At 73.9% G+C, this 17120-nt stretch carries 18 protein-coding genes; 8 read left to right on the top strand and 10 right to left on the bottom strand.

What is annotated here, in order from left to right; genetic code table 11:
• Positions 1-36: 36 nt before the first annotated feature.
• Positions 37-1017, top strand: a complete 981-nt coding sequence (locus P3T37_RS29060; protein WP_280726891.1) for a winged helix-turn-helix domain-containing protein — start codon at positions 37-39, stop codon at positions 1015-1017.
• A 7-nt stretch (positions 1018-1024) separates the two neighbouring features.
• Here P3T37_RS29060 and P3T37_RS29055 read toward each other — a convergent pair whose 3' ends face one another.
• The 3 genes from P3T37_RS29055 to P3T37_RS29045 all read right to left on the bottom strand — a co-directional run bounded on the left by P3T37_RS29055 (position 1025) and on the right by P3T37_RS29045 (position 4208).
• The gene (locus tag P3T37_RS29055; protein ID WP_280726890.1) at positions 1025-1702 is read right to left on the bottom strand and encodes a response regulator transcription factor; all 678 of its coding nucleotides are present in this window, start codon (positions 1700-1702) and stop codon (positions 1025-1027) included.
• A complete protein-coding gene (locus P3T37_RS29050) occupies positions 1699-2883 on the bottom strand; it encodes a sensor histidine kinase (protein WP_280726889.1) in 1185 nt (394 codons plus the stop codon). Before P3T37_RS29050 ends, P3T37_RS29055 begins: the two co-directional genes overlap by 4 nt.
• An 86-nt stretch (positions 2884-2969) precedes the next feature.
• Positions 2970-4208, bottom strand: coding sequence for a geranylgeranyl reductase family protein (locus P3T37_RS29045; RefSeq protein WP_280726970.1), 1239 nt, complete (start codon positions 4206-4208; stop codon positions 2970-2972).
• 187 nt (positions 4209-4395) lie between these two features.
• Between P3T37_RS29045 and P3T37_RS29040 the strand changes: the two genes are divergently transcribed.
• Positions 4396-5769 (top strand): dipeptidase, encoded by a 1374-nt coding sequence (locus P3T37_RS29040; RefSeq protein ID WP_280726888.1) that lies wholly within the window; start codon positions 4396-4398, stop codon positions 5767-5769.
• Here the strand turns inward: P3T37_RS29040 and P3T37_RS29035 are convergent, their stop codons facing one another.
• The 3 genes from P3T37_RS29035 to P3T37_RS29025 form a co-directional block, all read right to left on the bottom strand.
• Positions 5770-6543: a DUF4184 family protein gene (locus P3T37_RS29035; RefSeq protein ID WP_280726887.1), complete on the bottom strand. Its 774-nt coding sequence runs from the start codon at positions 6541-6543 to the stop codon at positions 5770-5772. It abuts the gene before it with no gap.
• Positions 6544-6565: 22 nt separating this feature from the next.
• Positions 6566-7627: an NUDIX domain-containing protein gene (locus P3T37_RS29030; RefSeq protein ID WP_280726886.1), complete on the bottom strand. Its 1062-nt coding sequence runs from the start codon at positions 7625-7627 to the stop codon at positions 6566-6568.
• A gap of 181 nt (positions 7628-7808) precedes the next feature.
• On the bottom strand, positions 7809-8762 hold the full coding sequence (locus P3T37_RS29025) for an ROK family protein (RefSeq protein ID WP_280726885.1): 954 nt from the start codon (positions 8760-8762) through the stop codon (positions 7809-7811).
• Positions 8763-8878: 116 nt separating this feature from the next.
• On the opposite strand from P3T37_RS29025, the gene P3T37_RS29020 reads away from it, so the two are divergent.
• Positions 8879-9442, top strand: a complete 564-nt coding sequence (locus P3T37_RS29020; protein WP_280726884.1) for a DUF1707 and FHA domain-containing protein — start codon at positions 8879-8881, stop codon at positions 9440-9442.
• On the opposite strand, the gene P3T37_RS29015 is transcribed toward P3T37_RS29020, so the two are convergent.
• The 4 genes from P3T37_RS29015 to P3T37_RS29000 form a co-directional block, all read right to left on the bottom strand.
• The gene (locus P3T37_RS29015) at positions 9439-10842 is read right to left on the bottom strand and encodes an acyl-CoA synthetase (RefSeq protein WP_280726883.1); all 1404 of its coding nucleotides are present in this window, start codon (positions 10840-10842) and stop codon (positions 9439-9441) included. The genes P3T37_RS29020 and P3T37_RS29015 overlap by 4 nt on opposite strands.
• Before the next feature lie 99 nt (positions 10843-10941).
• Positions 10942-11904 (bottom strand): electron transfer flavoprotein subunit alpha/FixB family protein, encoded by a 963-nt coding sequence (locus P3T37_RS29010; RefSeq protein WP_280726882.1) that lies wholly within the window; start codon positions 11902-11904, stop codon positions 10942-10944.
• 42 nt (positions 11905-11946) lie between these two features.
• On the bottom strand, positions 11947-12732 hold the full coding sequence (locus P3T37_RS29005; protein WP_280726881.1) for an electron transfer flavoprotein subunit beta/FixA family protein: 786 nt from the start codon (positions 12730-12732) through the stop codon (positions 11947-11949).
• A gap of 268 nt (positions 12733-13000) precedes the next feature.
• Positions 13001-13324 carry a thioredoxin family protein gene (locus P3T37_RS29000; protein ID WP_280726880.1) on the bottom strand — a complete coding sequence of 108 codons (324 nt, stop codon included), beginning with the start codon at positions 13322-13324 and terminating at the stop codon, positions 13001-13003.
• 293 nt (positions 13325-13617) lie between these two features.
• Between P3T37_RS29000 and P3T37_RS28995 the strand changes: the two genes are divergently transcribed.
• From P3T37_RS28995 to P3T37_RS28975, 5 genes are all read left to right on the top strand, one after another.
• Entirely contained in the window at positions 13618-14406 is a 789-nt protein-coding gene (locus P3T37_RS28995; protein ID WP_280726879.1) for a lysophospholipid acyltransferase family protein, read from the top strand.
• A gap of 345 nt (positions 14407-14751) precedes the next feature.
• Positions 14752-15135, top strand: a complete 384-nt coding sequence (locus P3T37_RS28990; protein WP_280726878.1) for a hypothetical protein — start codon at positions 14752-14754, stop codon at positions 15133-15135.
• Entirely contained in the window at positions 15132-16004 is an 873-nt protein-coding gene (locus tag P3T37_RS28985) for a transcriptional regulator (RefSeq protein WP_280726877.1), read from the top strand. Before P3T37_RS28990 ends, P3T37_RS28985 begins: the two co-directional genes overlap by 4 nt.
• A gap of 28 nt (positions 16005-16032) precedes the next feature.
• The gene (locus tag P3T37_RS28980) at positions 16033-16491 is read left to right on the top strand and encodes a roadblock/LC7 domain-containing protein (RefSeq protein WP_348533292.1); all 459 of its coding nucleotides are present in this window, start codon (positions 16033-16035) and stop codon (positions 16489-16491) included.
• 57 nt (positions 16492-16548) lie between these two features.
• The gene (locus tag P3T37_RS28975) at positions 16549-16923 is read left to right on the top strand and encodes a hypothetical protein (RefSeq protein ID WP_280726875.1); all 375 of its coding nucleotides are present in this window, start codon (positions 16549-16551) and stop codon (positions 16921-16923) included.
• Positions 16924-17120: the final 197 nt, after the last annotated feature.

The following is a 17120-nucleotide window of genomic DNA, read 5'->3' as shown; positions in this document are numbered from 1 at the left end:
AACTGATTTAGTCTGTACCTCAATCGAAGGGCGGTTATGCACCGGTTCCACCTCAGCCTCGCCGATCTCGCCTCGGCCTCGTTCGCCTGCTCACCGCTGCACGAGGCGGTGCTGAGCATCCGGATGTGGACGCACCCGGGGATCTACCCGGCGCAGATGCCGTGGTTCCGCCGGATCCGCCCGGACTTCGAGCGGCTGGACACCGAGCTGCTCCGCTCGCTGGTCTCCTCCAACCGGTACGTCCCGGACTTCCTCACGCCGCGCCCGACCAGCCCGTCCCCCGACTTCCGGGCCGAGCTCGCGGTGGTCCGGGCCTGCGCGCCCGAACGGCTGCGCGCCGAGCTGGAGCAGACCTTCCTGCCGCACGACCGGGCGCTCCCGGCCCCGCTGGCGGCCGGACTGGCCGATCCCGCGCGGCTGCTGGCGGAGATCTGCGACTCGATCGAGGAGTACTGGGACGTCTGCCTGGCGCCCGCCTGGTGGCCGCGCGCCCGGTCCGTGCTGGAGGCGGACATCGTGCACCGCGCCCGCACGCTGGCCCAGCACGGGGTCGCCACGATGTTCGCCGAGCTGGACCCGCGCCTGCAGTGGGCGGACGGCGTCCTGACGATCCGCCGGAACTGGACCGCCTGGGACGAGGACGTCCGGGTGGACCGGCGCGGCCTGGTCTTCGTGCCCAGCTGCTTCGCGCGCGGGGCGGTCACCTCGATCAGCGCCGACCAGCCGCCGGCCATCACCTATCCGGCCCGCGGCCAGGGCACCATGGCGGGCGCACTCGACCCGCCACCGACCACCCGGGCCCTGGAACTCCTGCTGGGCGCCCCGAAGGCCCGGCTGCTGGCGATGCTGCACGAGCCGGTCTCCACCACCGAGCTGGCGCTGCGGCTCGGCGTGACGGCCGGGGCGGTGAGCCAGCACCTGACCGTCCTGCTGGAGACCCGACTGGTCACCCGCGCCCGGCACGGCCGCTCGGTGCTCTACCTGCGCAGCCCGCTGGGCAACGAGCTCCTGCGCTGAGCAGGCGTCAGAGCCAGCCGGGCCGCACCAGCCCGCTCTCGTAGGCCAGCACCACCAGCTGCGCACGGTCGCGGACGCCCAGTTTCACCATCGCCCGACTGACGTGGGTCTTGGCCGTCAGCGGGCTGACCACCAGGCGGCGGGCGATGTCGGCGTTCGACAGGCCCATCCCGACCAGCGCCAGCACCTCCCGCTCGCGCTCGGTCAGGGCCGCCAGGGCCGTCAGCGAGGGACCGGCCCGCTCGCCGGGCGCTCTGGAGCGGGCGGCGAACTCGCCGATCAGCCGACGGGTCACCCCGGGCGAGAGCAGCGCGTCCCCGGCCGCCACCACCCGCACGGCGCGCAGCAGATCGGCCGGCTCGGTGTCCTTGACCAGGAACCCGGCCGCGCCGGCACGCAGCGCCTCGAACACGTACTCGTCCAGCTCGAAGGTGGTCAGCACCACCACCCGGACGCCCGCGAGCTCCGCCCGGTCGCCGATCCGGCGCGTCGCCTCCAGGCCGTCCACGCCGGGCATCCGGATGTCCATCAGGACCACGTCCGGTGCCAGTTCGGCCGCCAGGGCGACGGCGGTCGCGCCGTCGCCGGCCTCGCCGACCACCTCGATGTCCGGCTGGGCGTCCAGCAGGGCCCGGAAGCCGGCCCGGACCAGCACCTGGTCGTCCGCCAGCAGCACTCTGATCATCGCCCCTCCTCCGCCGTGGGCAGCCGGGCCCGCACCCGGAAGCCGCCGCCCGCACGCGGCCCGGCCTCCAGCGTGCCGCCCAGGGCCGTGACGCGCTCGCGCATGCCGACCAGGCCGGTGCCGGAGCCCCCGGCGTCCGCCTCGCCGGCCGGTCCCGGGTCCTCGACCTGGACGGTCAGTGCGTCCGGCGCCGTCCAGTCGAGCAGCACCTCGGCGCGCCGGGCGACCGAGTGCCGGATCACGTTGGTCAGCGCCTCCTGGACGATCCGGAACGCGGCCAGGCCGGTAGCGGTGGGCAGCTCGCGGGTGCCGCCCACCTCCCGCACCGCGACGTCGAGCCCGGCGTGCGCCGCCTGCGCCGTCAGCTCGGCGAGCCGGTCCAGCCCGGGCGCGGGGCTGCGCGGGGCCGGCGCGCCCGGGTTGCGCAGCGTGCCGAGCACCTGCCGGATCTCGCCGAGCGCCTCCTTGCTGGCCGCCTTGATGGTGATCAGCGCGGTGCGGGCCTGCTCCGGCTGCTCGTCGATCAACTCCAGCGCGACGCCGGCCTGGAGGTGGATCAGCGAGATGCTGTGGGCGAGGATGTCGTGCAGCTCGCGGGCCATCCGCAGCCGCTCCTCGTCGGCCCGGCGGCGCTGCGCCTCCTCGCGGGCGGCCCGGCGCGCCGCGAACTGCTCGCCGCGAAAGCGCATCAGCTCGGCCACGGCGGCCAGCAGCAGCGCCAGCGCCGTCACCCCCAGGGCCTGCCACCAGCCGCTGTGCACCGCCGGGCCGCGCAGCCAACTGGCCGGCAGCACGAAGGCGAACAGCAGGTACCCGACGTAGAGCAGGCCCAGGCTCAGCCAGGCGGCGGTGCGGTGGCCACCGCGCACGGCGGCGCAGTAGGCCACCGCGAAGCTCGCGAACACCGGGCCGTACGGGTACCCGCCGGCCAGGTAGGCCAGCGTCAGCGCGGCGGTACCGGCCACCACCGGCACCGGTCTGCTCCGCCGCAGGAGCAGCAGGACGGGCCCGGCGATGAGCAGCCCGTACCCGAGGGCGTCCAGCGGCACCCGGTCGGCCGCCTGGTGGCGGCCGGCCACCGTGCTGCCGACCACCTGCAGCACGCCGATCGCCACCGAGGAGACCAGCGGCCGGCCCGCCCGGGCCCAGGGTGGGCGCCGCCGTCCGCTCTCAGTGTCCATGTCCGGAAGGCTAGGCGACCGTGAGAGCGAGGGTCGTCACCCCACGGAGGTGGTCACCCGTACTCCCCACGGAGTACGGCTGACCGTCAGCGCGAGGCCAGCGAGGCGAGCCGGCGCGCGGCCGCGTACTGCCGCATGATCTGCGCGAAGGTGGTCTGCCCCTGCGTGGTGCGGGCGAACGCCCGCCAGGCGGGTGCGACCAGGCAGACCGCCGCGTGGAAGAGGTGCGGGCGCCGCTCGAAGGCCTCCAGCATCACCCGTCCGGCCCGCATCTCCACGCCCAGGCCCGCCTTGATCGCGAAGGCGTAGTTCAGCGCCTGGCGGCGCACCTCGGTGGGGCTGGTGGCCTCCGCCACCTGGGCGGCCCACTCGCCCGCCAGCCGGCCCGAGCGCAGCGCGTACGAGATGCCCTCGCGGGTCCACGGCTCCAGCAGTCCGGCCGCGTCGCCGGCCACCAGGACCCGGCCGCGGGAGAGCGGCGAGTCCTCGGTCCGGCAGCGGGTCAGGTGGCCGGACTCCACGGACGGCTCGAAGCCGGCCAGGCCGAGCCGGCGGATGTAGTCGGCCAGGTACTGCTTGGTGCGCTCGCCGTCGCCCCGCGCGGAGATCACGCCGACCGTCAGGGTGCCGGACTCGGTCTTCGGGAAGACCCACCCGTAGCTGCCGGGCAGCGGTCCCCAGTCCAGGTGGATCCGGCCCGCCCAGTCCCGGGCGACCCGCTCGGGCACCGGGATCTCCGCCTCCAGGCCGAGGTCGATCTGGTCGAACGTCACCCCGACGTGCCGGCCGATCCGGCTGGCGCTGCCGTCCGCGCCGACCACCGCGCGGGCCTGCACCGAGCGCCCGTCGGCCAGCGTCACGGCGACGGCGCGGCGGCGGTCCTCGCCGTCCCGCTGCTCACCGCCCTGCTGTTCGACGCCCGTGACGGTCACCCCGGTCACCAGCACCGCGCCGGCCTTCTGGGCCGCCTCGACCAGGCGCAGGTCGAACTCGTTGCGGTTGACCAGCCCGAACAGCATCCGCTTGGAGCGCCGGGTGCGGGTGAACCGCCCGTCCAGCGCGAAGGTCACGGCGTGCACCCGGTCCTGGAAGGGGATCTTGAAGTCCGGCGGAAGGCTGTCCCGGGACGGACCGATGATCCCGCCGCCGCAGGTCTTGTAGCGGGGGTGCTCGGCCTTGTCGAGCAGCAGGACCCGACGGCCGTGGGCCGCCGCGGCGTGCGCGGCCGAGGAGCCGGCCGGACCGGCGCCCACCACCACGACGTCCCAAACACCGTCCAGCGGATCGGCGTCGGGCAGGCTCGGCTCGACAGGCAAGCCGGGCATGCCGGGCTCGACGGGCAGGCTGGGATCGCGTGGGCTTCCGGAATCTGTCACGTCAAGCAATCCTATGCGGCGCGTCGGCGCACCCGGCGCCCCGCCACCAAACCTGTGAGTGCGCTTCGCAAACCTGTGAGTGCGCCGTGCCCGCCTATGCTCGACGTGAAGATCTCAAGCACCTCAGGAGTCACCCATGTCCCCGCAGGACCTCGCGGCCACCGTCCGCTCCCTGATGCCCCGTGCGCAGACCGACCTGGCGGAGCTGGTGGCCCACCGCTCGATCGCGGACCCGCGCCAGTTCCCCGTCGAGGAGTGCCAGGCAGCGGCCCGCTGGGTCGCGGACGCCTTCGCCGCGGAGGGCCTGACGGGCGTTCGGCTGCTGGACACCCCGGACAGCACCCAGTCGGTCTACGGCGAGCTCGCCGGTCCGCAGGGCGCGCCGACCGTGCTGCTCTACTCGCACTACGACGTGCAGCCGCCGCTGGAGGAGGCCGCCTGGCAGACCCCGCCGTTCGAGCTGACGGAACGTGACGGGCGCTGGTACGGGCGCGGCGCGGCGGACTGCAAGGGCAACATCCTGATGCACCTGACGGCCCTGCGGGCGCTGCGAGCCACCTACGGCGAGGCGCTGCCGGTCGGGCTCAAGGTGATCGTCGAGGGCTCCGAGGAGCAGGGCACCGGCGGTCTGGAGCAGTACGCCACCGCCCACCCCGAGCTGCTGACGGCCGACGCCATCGTGATCGGCGACGTGGGCAACTTCGCGGCCGGCCTGCCGACCGCCACCGCCATGCTGCGCGGGATCGTCGAGGTCGAGGTCGAGGTCGCCACGCTGGCCGGCAACCTGCACTCGGGCCAGTTCGGCGGCGCGGCGCCCGACGCGCTCCTCGCGCTGGTCCGGATCCTCGGCACGCTGCACGACGAGCACGGCGCCACCACGATCAAGGGCCTGGAGTGCGACCGGAACTGGTCCGGCGTCGCCTACCCGGCCGAGCGCTTCCGGGCCGACGCCGCGGTGCTGGACGGCGTGCGGCTGATCGGCACCGACGGCGTGGCGGACCGGCTGTGGGCACGCCCGGCGGCGACCGTGCTCGGGATCGACGCCCCGTCGGTGTCCGGCGCCACCTCCTCGGTCCAGGCCCGCGCCAAGGCCGTGGTCAGCCTGCGGGTGCCGCCGGGCATCGGCACCGCCACGGCGCTGGAGGCGCTGACCGCCCACCTGGTGGAGGCCACCCCGTGGGGCGCGCAGGTCACCATCACCCCGACGGGCAGCGGCGAGGCGTTCCGCGCCGACACCAGCGGTCTGGCGTACGAGGCGCTGGGCGCGGCGATGCAGCAGGCCTACGGGGTCGAGATGGCGGTCTCCGGCATGGGCGGATCGATCCCGCTCTGCAACACGCTGCGCACGCTCTACCCGCAGGCGGAGATCGTGCTGATCGGCGTGGAGGAGCCGAGCACCAAGATCCACGCGGTCGACGAGAGCGTGGACCCGGCGGAGCTGGAGTCGATGTCGCTCGCCGAGGCGCTCTTCCTGCGGGGCTACGCGCAGGCCTGGGCCGCGCGGGGGTAGCTACCGGGGCGGGTCGGCCAGGTGCCGGGCCGCCGCCAGCAGGACCGCCCCGGCCGCCGTCCCGGCGCCGGCGCCGAAGCAGACGTCCTCGATCGGGCTGCGCGGCTGCCCGGGCCCGCGGACCTGCGTCGAACGGGCGACCCGGTGGGCGGCGCCCAGCGCGGCGGCGAGGCCGAGCAGACGCCGCCCGGCACTACGGCCGCCGACCGCCCGCGGCGGCAGCCCCTGCGAGGGAGGCAACTCCCGGGCCAGGTAGCGGCCGAGACCGCCGAGCGCGAGCGCCGACATCCCGTACTGCAGCACGGTGCACAGCGGCACCCCCGCCACCTCCCGGTTCAGCGCCGGCAGCAGCCGCACACCCGCCCGGCCCTGGTGGGTGAAGGCGTCGCAGCCCACGTGGGTGGCCGCCCCGACGGCGGCGGAGAGCGCGAACGCGGCCGCTTCCCCGCGACTCGGCCACCGCACGGACGGCGCGGTGGCCGCGTCGGCGGCCGCCGCCCAGCGGTCGGGCAGCAGAGCGAGCAGCGGCACCCGCACCCCGTACCAGCCCGCCACCAGCGCCCCCGCGATCGCGACGTCGACCGTGGGCACCGCCCACCAGCGGTGCGTCAGCACGCCGTGCCGGTACGCCCCGGGGCGCAGCGAGGCGGCGAAGTACGGCACGTCGGGCGCCATCGACCCGGCGACCAGCGCCGAGGCGATCAGCGGCCCGCGCCCGCGCACCCCTCGCAGCAGCGGCAGGACGGCGGCGGGGTGGCTGAGGGTGAACGGCACGCTCCCATCCTGCCGTACTCGTTCAGGGACGGTGGGCGGCCGGGCCGAGGGCGGCCGGGCGACCGGCCTCCAGGTAGCGCGGCTCACCCAGGACGCGCGCCTGCAGCGCGCCGCTCAGGCGGCGGAACCGGCCGTCCGTCAGCAGCGACCGTGCCTCGTCCAGGGTGACGAACCGCCAGGCGCGCAACTCGTCCGGGGGCAGCCGCAGGTCCGCGCGCTGGGCCGCGGTCAGCCGCCCACCGTCGTAGACCAGCCGCATGCCGCCGCGCCGCTGGCCGATCCGCGGCTCCCAGTCCACCGCGAGCAGCCGCAGCAGGCCGGGGTCCAGGCGCAGTCCCAGCTCCTCCTCGGTCTCCCGGACGGCGGCGCTGGTCGGCGCCTCGCCCTGCTCGACCACGCCGCCCGGGAACTCCCAGGCGGGCTTGTAGACCGGGTCGACCAGCAGCACCCGGTCCTGCTCGTCGAAGAAGAGCACCGCCGCGGCGACGGTGTCGCCGGCGCCGGCCGCGCTGCGCACGATCGGGCAGCGGCCGGCGCCCTCCTTGACCAGGGCGACCAGCGCCTCGGCCGTCTGGCGGGGCGTCAGGTGGTCGGTCCGCACGACGTGCGCGTCCCGGTGCAGCCAGGGCTGCGCCGCACGGTAGGCGGGCAGGTGGCCCCGGCGCCAGGCGCGTACCCGCTCGCTCGCTTCGCCGTCGCCGGGGAACTCCTCGCTCCGCTCGATGCGCTCCTGCAGGATCGTTTCCTCAGCGTGCAGCACGAAGTGGTGCACGCTGAGTCCGCGGGTCGCCAGTCTGCCGAAGATCTCGTCGCGGTAGTCCTCCCGCAGCAAGGTCATCGGCACCACCAGCGGCCCGGGCACCTCCGCCAGCATCGCCGCCGCCACCTCCGGCACCAGTCGGCGCCAGGACGGCAGGTCCTGGAAGTCGCCGACCTGGTCCAGCCGTTCCCGGGGCAGCAGTCTGCGCAGCGCGGAGCCGACCTGCTCCGGATCGTAGAGTGTGCTCCCGGGCAGCAGTTCGACCAGCTCCCGGCAGGCGCTGGTCTTGCCCGCACCGAATGTCCCGTTGACCCAGACGATCACGACTTCCCCTGACCTCGGGCGTCCCCGGCACCGTTCGCGCCGGGTGGTGGGCGGGCCCGCCCGCGCGCGGAACCGCCCGGCCTGGCCGAGTCACCCCCACGCACCGGCGGTCCGGCACCACCCCGGTGGTACCCGTTCTGCCCGACGTCTCAAGCCTGCTGACGCAACGTCACCGACAGCTTCACCTCGCCGCCACTCGCAGAGCAGCGGCCGCGGCACCGACGAGACCGGCGTCGGTGGCCAGCTCCGCCGGGCAGACCCGCAGGCCGCGCACGTAGCTCAGCGTCGCGTACTGCGCCAACTGCGCCCGCAGCGGCCCGAACAGCAGCTCGCCCGCCTGGGCGACGCCGCCACCGATCACCACCACGTCCAGCTCGACCAGGGTCGCGGTGGCCGCAATACCCGCCGCCAGCGCCTGTCCGGCCCGGGCGAACGCGGCCAGCGCCCGCGGATCACCCGCCCGGGCCGAGGCCGCCACCGCGGCGGCGCCCGGACCGTCGGCCGGATCCGGGCGCCAGCCGGCCGCCCGCGCGTGCCGGGCGATCGCCGTCCCGCTGGCAAGCCCCTCCAGGCAGCCGCGCCCGCCGCACGGGCAGGGGTCGCCGTCCAGGTCCACGCTGATGTGGCCGATGTGGCCGGCGTTGCCGGAGGGCCCCGGGTAGAGCGAGCCGCCCAGCACCAGGCCGCCGCCGACGCCGGTGGAGACCACCATGCAGAGCGCGTTGTCGAAGCCGCGGGCGGCGCCCAGCCAGTGTTCGGCGGCGGTCATCGCCACACCGTCGCCGGTCAGCACCACCGGTCTGCCGTCGGCGAGTTCGCGCACCCGCGCGACCAGCGGGAAGTCGCGCCAGCCGGGGATGTTCACCGGGCTGACGGTCCCGCGGACCGCGTCCACCGGCCCGGCGCTGCCCAGGCCCACCAGCGCCACCCGCGCCCAGTGCGCTCCGCCGGCCGAGGCGGCCAGCTCGGCCAGCACCGCGGCGACCACGTCGAGGACCACCTCGCCGTCCGCCTTGGCCGGCGTCGGCCGCTCGGTGCGGTGGTGCAGCGCGCCGTCGTCCGCGCCCACCAGAGCCCCAGCGATCTTGGTCCCGCCGATGTCGATCGCCGCCACCAGCGCCTGACCGCTCTTCATCCGCCCGCCTCCAGCTACGTCGTTCCCGGCCGCCGACCCTACCCGCCGCGCTACGTCGGCACCCGCCTCCACCAGCGCCTGGACACCGCGAGCCGATCGGACGGACAATCAGCTCCGTGACCTCTCCCGAGTTTCGGACCAGTACGGCAGCTCCCGCCTGGCCGGCGCGCCCCTCCGAGGCCGAGCGGGAGCAGGCGCTGGCCGTGCTCCGCGACGGCGCCGGGGACGGCCGCCTCTCGCACGACACCTTCATGCACCGGATGGAGCTCGTGCTCGCCGCCCGCAGCCGGGCCGAACTCAAGGCCGTGCTGGCCGACCTCCCCGCCGACGGGCCGCTCGCCCGCCGCGCGCTGCGCACGGTCGGACGGCTCTCCGCCTTCGCCGTCCGGCTGCGCAGTGCCTGGCGGGCGGAGCGGCTGCCCGGCCTGACGCTCCCCCGGCTCGGCCCGCAGGCCCTGCTGATCGGCCGCGCCCCCGGCAGCGACCTGCGGCTGGCCGACTCCTCGGTCTCGCGCTCGCACGCCGAGCTGCGCCGCGAGGCGGACGGCTGGGTGCTCTACGACCTCGGCTCCACCAACGGCACGCACGTCAACGGCCACCGGGTGACCGGCGCCGTCCCCGTCCACCCCGGCGACCAGGTCGCCTTCGGCGGCCTCGCCTTCCGCCTCGCTGGGACTTAGCTCTCCAGCAGGCGCTTCTTCAGCACCTTGCCCAGCGCGTTGCGCGGCAGCTCGTCGACCAGGACCACCCGGCGCGGGCGCTTGTGGACGGAGAGCCGCTCGGCCACGAAGGCCGTCAGCTGGTCGCCGGTCACCGGGCCGTCGGGGATCACGAAGGCCACCACCAGCTGGCCCAGGTCCGCGTCCGGGGCGCCGACCACGGCGGCGTCCGCGACGGCGGGGTGGTCGCGCAGGGCGGCCTCGACCTCGCCGGCGCCGATCTTGTAGCCGCCGCTCTTGATCACGTCCACCGAGGCGCGGCCGACGATCCGGTGGAATCCGTCGGGGCCGATGATGGCGACGTCGCCGGTGCGGAACCAGCCGTCGGGCGTCCAGGCCTCGGCGTTCGCCTCCGGTCGGCCGAGGTAGCCGTCGAAGAGGGTGGGCCCGGCGACCTGGAGCTCGCCGAGGCTCTCACCGTCCGAGGGGACGGCCGAGCCGCCGTCCTCGCCGACCAGCCGGGTGCGCACGCCGTCCACCGGCAGCCCGACGCTGCCGGGCCGGCGCTCGCCGTCCACCCGGGTGCTGAGCGTGATCAGCGTCTCGGTCATGCCGTAGCGCTCGATCGGCGCGTGCCCGGTGACGGCGGCCAGGCGCTCGAAGACGGGCACCGGCAGCGGCGCGCTGCCCGAGACCAGCAGCCGGGCGCCGGCCAGCGCGCGCGCCGAAGCTTCGTCGGCGGCGATCCGCGACCACACGGTGGGGACGCCGAAGTACAGCGTGCCGCCGGCCTCGGCGTAGCCGGCGGGGGTCGGCCGGCCGGTGTGCACCAGTCGGCTGCCGGTGCGCAGCGCGCCCAGCACGCCCAGCACCAGGCCGTGCACGTGGAACAGCGGCAGGCCGTGCACCAGGGTGTCCTCGGAGGTCCAGTCCCACGCCGCCGCCAGCGCGTCCAGTCCGGCCGTCAGCGCGCCGCGCGACAGCTGGACGCCCTTGGGCGGCCCGGTGGTACCGGAGGTGTAGAGCACCAGGGCCGCGCGGTCCCCGGACGGCTCGGGGTGTCGGACGCCGGTGGTCTCGGCGAGGTCCACCGGCAGCGCCGCGAGGGCCCCGAGTGCGTCGGCCGGCGCCCCGGCCAGCAGGTCGGCGCCGGAGTCGCGCAGGATGTGGTCGCGCTCGACGGGCCCGGCGTCGGGCGCCAGCGGGACGACCGGCACGCCCGCCAGCAGCCCGCCGACGATCGCCACCACGCTCTCCAGCGTCGGCCGGGCCACCACCGCGAGCGCCGAGGCACCCGCGGCCCGCCCGGCCACCACCGAAGCCGCCCCGAGCAGCTGCTCGCGCGAGAGCGTCCGTCCGTCGATCCGCAGTGCGTCGGCGCTGTCGCCGAACCGGCCCTGAAGTGCCGTCAACAGTTCCACGGGGGCACTCTACGACCCGCCGCAACGCCGCAGGGCGCGACCCTTCTGTAAGAAGGATCACGCCCTGCGGTACGGCAGGCGGTGCTCAGGAGGCGGTGCTCAGCCCTTGCGCGCCTTGACCTCGGCGGTCAGCTGCGGCAGAACCTGGAACAGGTCGCCGACCACGCCGTAGTCGACCAGCTCGAAGATCGGCGCCTCGGCGTCCTTGTTGATCGCGACGATCGTCTTCGAGGTCTGCATGCCGGCCCGGTGCTGGATCGCGCCGGAGATGCCCGCCGCGACGTACAGCTGCGGGGAGACCTGCTTGCCGGTCTGGCCGACCTGGTTGCTGTGCGGGTACCAGCCGGCGTCGACGGCGGCACGCGAGGCGCCGACGGCCGCGCCGAGCGAGTCGGCCAGCTCCTCGACGACCCGGAAGCCCGACGCCTCGCCGACGCCGCGGCCACCGGAGACCACGATCGCGGCCTCGGTCAGCTCGGGACGGCCCGAGGCGACCCGCGGGGTGCGCGAGGTGACCTTGGCGGCGTTGCCGGTGAACGCGACGGTGACGTTCTCGACCGCGCCGGCGGCCGGGGCGGCCTCCGGGGCGACGGCGTTCGGCTTGACGGTGATGACCGGGGCGCCGTGCGACACCTTCGACTTCACCTGGAAGGACGCGGCGAACACCGACTGGGTGGCGACCGGACCGCCGTCGCCGGCCTCCAGGTCGACGGCGTCGGTGAGGATGCCGGAGCCCAGGCGGAGCGCGACGCGGGCCGCGATCTCCTTGCCCTCGCCGGACGAGGTGACCAGAACCGCGGCGGCGTCGGCCGCCTTGGCGATCTGGGTCAGCGCGTCCACCTTCGGGACCACCAGGTAGTCGGCGAACTCGGCGCCGTCGGCGACGTACACCTTGGCCGCGCCGAACTCGGCGGCCTTGGCGGCGATGTCGGCGGCAGCGGCGCCGGCACCGAGCACGACCGCCGAGGGCTCGCCGATGCGGCGGGCCAGGGTCAGCAGTTCGAGGGCGGGCTTGCGGACCACACCGTCGGCGTGGTCCACGAGAACCAGGATTTCAGCCATGATTCGTTACTCCTGATTGAACGTGAGGTCCGGACGGCGGGGTCAGATGAACTTCTGGTCGGCGAGGTAGCCCGCGAGCTGCTTGCCACCCTCGCCCTCGTCCTTGACGATCGTTCCGGCGGTACGGGCCGGACGCTCGGTGATGGTCTCCACGGCGGTCCAGGAACCGGCCAGGCCGACCTCGTCCGCCTCGATGCCCAGGTCGTCCAGGTCGTAGGACTGAACCGGCTTCTTCTTGGCGGCCATGATGCCCTTGAAGGACGGGTAGCGGGCCTCGCCCGACTGGTCGGTCACCGAGACGACGGCCGGCAGCGCGGCCTCGACCAGCTCGGTCGCGGCGTCGCCGTCGCGGCGGCCCTTGACCGTGCCGTCCTCCACCGAGACCTCGGAGAGCAGGGTGACCTGCGGCAGGCCCAGGCGCTCGGCCAGCAGGGCCGGCAGCACGCCCATGGTGCCGTCGGTGGAGGCCATACCGCAGATGACCAGGTCGAACCCGGTCTTCTCCAGGGCCTTGGCGACGATCGCGGAGGTCCCGATCACGTCGGTGCCGTGGATGTCCTCGTCGTTGACGTGGACCGCCTTGTCGGCACCCATCGACAGCGCCTTCTTCAGCGCGTCCTTGGCGTCGTCGGGACCGACGGTGAGGACGGTCACCTCGGCGTCGCCATTGGCCTCGGCGATCCGGAGCGCCTGCTCCACGCCGTACTCGTCCAGCTCCGACAGCAGGCCGTCGACGGCCTCCCGGTCGGTGGTGGTGTCGTCCGCGAAGCGACGGTCACCGGTCGCGTCGGGCACGTACTTCACACAGACAACGATCCTCAAGCTCACGGCCTGTCTCCTGTACTGGTCTCGTCCGGCGGCTGCGGCGGTGCAACGTACGGGAGCGCACGCAGCGCCACCCGCTTCGGGCAGCGCATTCCTGCTGCCCGACCGGCACTTCCGGCAGCATACTCGGCAGTATCCTGCTCTGGTTACTCGTCAGTATCTAAATACCGGTCGCCCACATCTTCCCGCAATAACAGGGCGCTCTACCGCCTGATCATTGTGACGAAGCTCTCGGCTCCACCGGCCCCGCAACCCACCGGGAAACCGCTGCTCAGAATGCCTGCGCCAGGGCGGCGATGACGTCGGCCCGGCGGGGCTGCCCGGAGGCCGGGCGCACCACCCTGCCGGAGGCGTCCAGCACCAGCACCGTCGGGGTGCGCAGGATGTCCAGCCGGCGGACCAGTTCGAGGCGCCGCTCGGCGTCTATCTCGACGTGCTCGACGCCCTCCACCATCCCCGCGACGTCCGCCAGGATCCGGCGGGTCGCCCGGCAGGGCTGGCAGAAGGCGGTGGAGAACTGGACGAGCGTCGCACGCTCCCCCAACCCGGCCCCCTCGCCGAGATCGGCGGCGGACAGCAGCACGGCGTCATCCATACGGACAGTGTGCGGCACGGCCCGGGGTGTGAGATCTACCTGCCGGTTCGCCGCATGCCGCCGGCCTCCGTTAGCACCGCCGGGCCACTTCGCGCAGCCCGAGCGGCCGGGATGTGACGATGCTCTCCTCGCCGCGGGGGCCGCCCAGGTGACAGATGGCACTCGTTCGGGGGACGATCGTCACAGAATCACCCGTGGCAGCCGCGGCGTGCCGCGCCCCGAGCCCGGTCCGCCACGACCGTGCGGGTGCCGCCGCACCGGGCTCGCGCCCGTGGGAAGAAGTAGGGCTGATCGTGGCAGAGTTCGTGTACCCGCCGGTGATCCGAACCGCGATGACCGTCTTTCGTGCGCTCGACTGCAAGATCAAGATTATCGGCGCGGAGCATGTCCCGGCCTCCGGCGGTGCCGTCCTGGTCAGCAATCACATCAGCTATCTCGATTTCCTCTTCGCCGGCTTCGGCATGGTGAAGGGCGCCAAGCGCAAGACCCGCTTCATGGCCAAGGAGGAGGTCTTCCGGCACCGGATCTCCGGCCCGCTGATGCGCGGTATGAAGCACATCCCGGTCGACCGGACCGACGGCCAGCCCGCGTACGAGGCGGCGGTGCGCGCGCTGCGGGCGGGCGAGGTGGTCGGTGTCTTCCCGGAGGCCACCATCTCCCGCTCCTTCACGCTGAAGAAGTTCAAGACCGGCGCGGCCCGGATGGCCGCCGACTCCGGTACCCCGCTGCTCCCGGTCATCCTCTGGGGCACCCAGCAGCTCTGGACCAAGGGCCGGCCCAAGACGCTCACCAAGCGGCACGTCCCGGTGATCATCATGATCGGCGAGCCGATCCACCTGGAGCCCGGGGACAAGCCGGTGATGGTCACCCGTCGCCTGCGCGCCGCGATGACCGAGATGCTCGACCGGGCCCAGCAGATGTACCCGACCAAGCCCACCGGGCCGGACGACACCTGGTGGATGCCGGCCCACCTCGGCGGCACCGCGCCCACGCTGGAGGTCGCGGAGGCCGAGGACGAGCAGGAGGCGGCAGCCAAGGCCGCCCGCCGCGCCGCGGCAGCCGAGGCGGCAGCCCGGAACTGACGCCGCCGCGTTCTCATCGCTCGACCACAAGCCCCGGACGGTAGCCGCCGTCCGGGGCTTCTGTGCAACCGGGCCGCGCCGCGCTCGCACAAATCGGCCAACGTCCTTGCCCAGGTGGGCGATCCGGCACTCATCGCAGATCGGCCCGGACAGCCGGTTTCGGTCCGACTCCATGCTGCGACCATGGCCGAAAAGTCACACCTGTTCATGAATATGCCAATGACATTTTCGTCTCATCGGACCTCCCTCGGTAGCCTTCCGTGGTGCGACTGCGACGCGGTGTAGCAGTCGCCGCGTGCCCCACACGCCCTCCGACCAGCCGCCGTGACCTCCGAAGGAGCCCGTGTGCCGGGTATCGACGAATGCCTGTCCCAGGCGATGACGATTGCCGGTGCGCGAGGCGTGAGCCTCATCGACTGGAGCAGTGGCCTGACGCTCGGGGCGTCCGGCGACAGCCCCACCGGGGACCACGAGGCGACCGCGGCGGAGGCGACCGACCTGGTCCGCGCCGCCGCCGAGAGCCCCGCCTTCGCCGATCCGGACGATGCCGGCACACCCGTGCGGGACATCATCGTCACGTCCGACCGCAGCTACCACCTGCTCTGCTTCGTCGGCACCGTCTTCGACAGCCGGCTCGCCCTGCACCTCTGGCTCGACCGCGCCGTCGGGAACCTGGCCACCGCGCGCTTCCGCCTGCAGGCCATAGCGGAGGAGCTGGTGCTGGGATGAACGAGACGCCGGGTGAACCGGTCGGTGAGCCGCTGGGCGGGCCACCGGGCGAGGCCGTCGAGCGGCTGGCCGAACGGCGGGCCACCGGTGCGGTGCGCTGCGGGAGCGGCTCCGTCTACCTCGAAGCGGGCGTCGTCGTGCACGCCGAGAACGAGCTCGCGACCGGCCTGGACGCGCTGCTGACCCGCTGCGGCCGAATACCGCCGGACGCCTGGCGGGCTTCGCTCCGTGCCTTCGGCGCCGAGCACCGGGTCGGCCGGATGCTGGTCGAACAGGGCCACCTGACCCAGGGCGAACTGGAACTCTGCCACCTGGGCGCGCTGCACGACGCCGCGTTCTTCACCCTGGGCGCCCGGCCCACGGCCACCTCGGGCGCCTCCTTCGAGCCAGGCGTGCGGCACTGGCTCGGCCCGGTGAACGGGGTCAGCGCGCGACTGCTGCGGCGGGAGGCGGTACGGCGACGGGATCTGCTGGAACGGATCTGGCCCTGCCCGCAGGTCGACACCGCCCCGGTGGTACCGGCCGCGCCCGCTGCCCGCCGACGGTCCCGGACCAGCCTGCGCCAGCGCGAGCTGCTGCACCACGCCGACGGCCGAAGAACCCCGGCGGACCTCGCCCGCCTGCTGGGCCGCTCCGCCTTCTCCACGACGGTCGAGGTACGCCGGCTGGCCGCCGCCGGACTCGTCGCCACCCCGCTGCCCGGCGCCTCCCCGCTGCTCGACGCTCCGCTCCCCGCGACCGCCGTCGCCGGACTCCAGCGCCGTACCCCGGGTGCCGCGCTGCGACGCCCGTCTCCCCCGCTGTCCGCCCACGACCCGGACATCGCTCTGCTGTACCGGGTCAGAACCGCACTGGAGGCTCGACTTTGACTTCCTCTCCGTCCGCGGCCACCTCCTCATGGCCATGAGGCGGGCGCTGAAACAGCGCACCGGAAGGAGGCAACTGATCGCCCTGGAAACCGAGTTGCTGGCCGAGCTCCGAGCTCTCAAGAACCGGGTGCCACATCTGGCAGGTGGTCTGGTGGCCAGCATGGACGGTCTGTTGATCGTCCATGACACCCACGACACCGAACCCGAGGGCCTGGCCGCGATGACCGCCGCGTCACTGGGTCTGGCCCAACGCCTGGCCGACGCCACCGGCCAGGGGGAGTTCCGGGAGTCCCTGGTCCGCGGCGAGAACGGCTATGTGGCGACCTACGCGGCCGGGCCCGTCTGCGTACTCACCGTGCTGGCCCACCCGGACGTCAACGTCGGGCGCCTGCACCTGGAGTCCCGGCGCTCAGCCCAACGGATCGGCACACTGCTGGCCGGCCCGACTCCCCGCCCGCCCCTTCCCCATGACGACCCATCAGCATGACCCCGCACGACCCCGCACCGTTTGACCGACGACCGAGAAGATGAGGACTGACAGACCATGGCAGACGTGGACACGACGCTCCGACTGGCGATGACCACCGTGGAGGGCGCCATCGGCGCCGCGCTGGTGGACTACAACAGCGGAATGGCCCTGGGCACCGTGGACGGACCGGGCGGGCTGGACCTGACGGTCGCCGCGGCCGGCAACACGGACGTCGTACGTGCCAAGATGCGCACGATGGAGATGCTCGGGCTGAACGACGGCATCGAGGACATCCTGATCACCCTGAGCAGCCAGTACCACATGATCAGGCCGCTGACCGGTCGGTCCGGAAAGGGGCTCTTCCTCTACATGGCCCTCGACAAGCGCCGAGCGAACCTGGCCATGGCCCGCCACCAGCTGGCCCGCATCGAGGCCGACCTGGAGGTCTGACCGGAGCCAGACGTCGACCGGCCCGGGGCAATCCGAACTGCGGATTGCCCCCGGGCCGGCGGCGTTTAGGCTCGGAAACGCAAAGAACCCCCATCCGCTGGGCGGATGGGGGTTCTTTGGAATGATTGTTCGGCGGCGTCCTACTCTCCCACAGGGTCCCCCCTGCAGTACCATCGGCGCTGTGAGGCTTAGCTTCC

The sequence above is a fragment of the Kitasatospora sp. MAA4 genome, from assembly GCF_029893355.1.
Lineage (GTDB): Bacteria > Actinomycetota > Actinomycetes > Streptomycetales > Streptomycetaceae > Kitasatospora.
The sequence above is the reverse complement of the archived record's forward strand: the minus strand, read 5'-3'. Positions and strand labels throughout refer to the sequence as shown.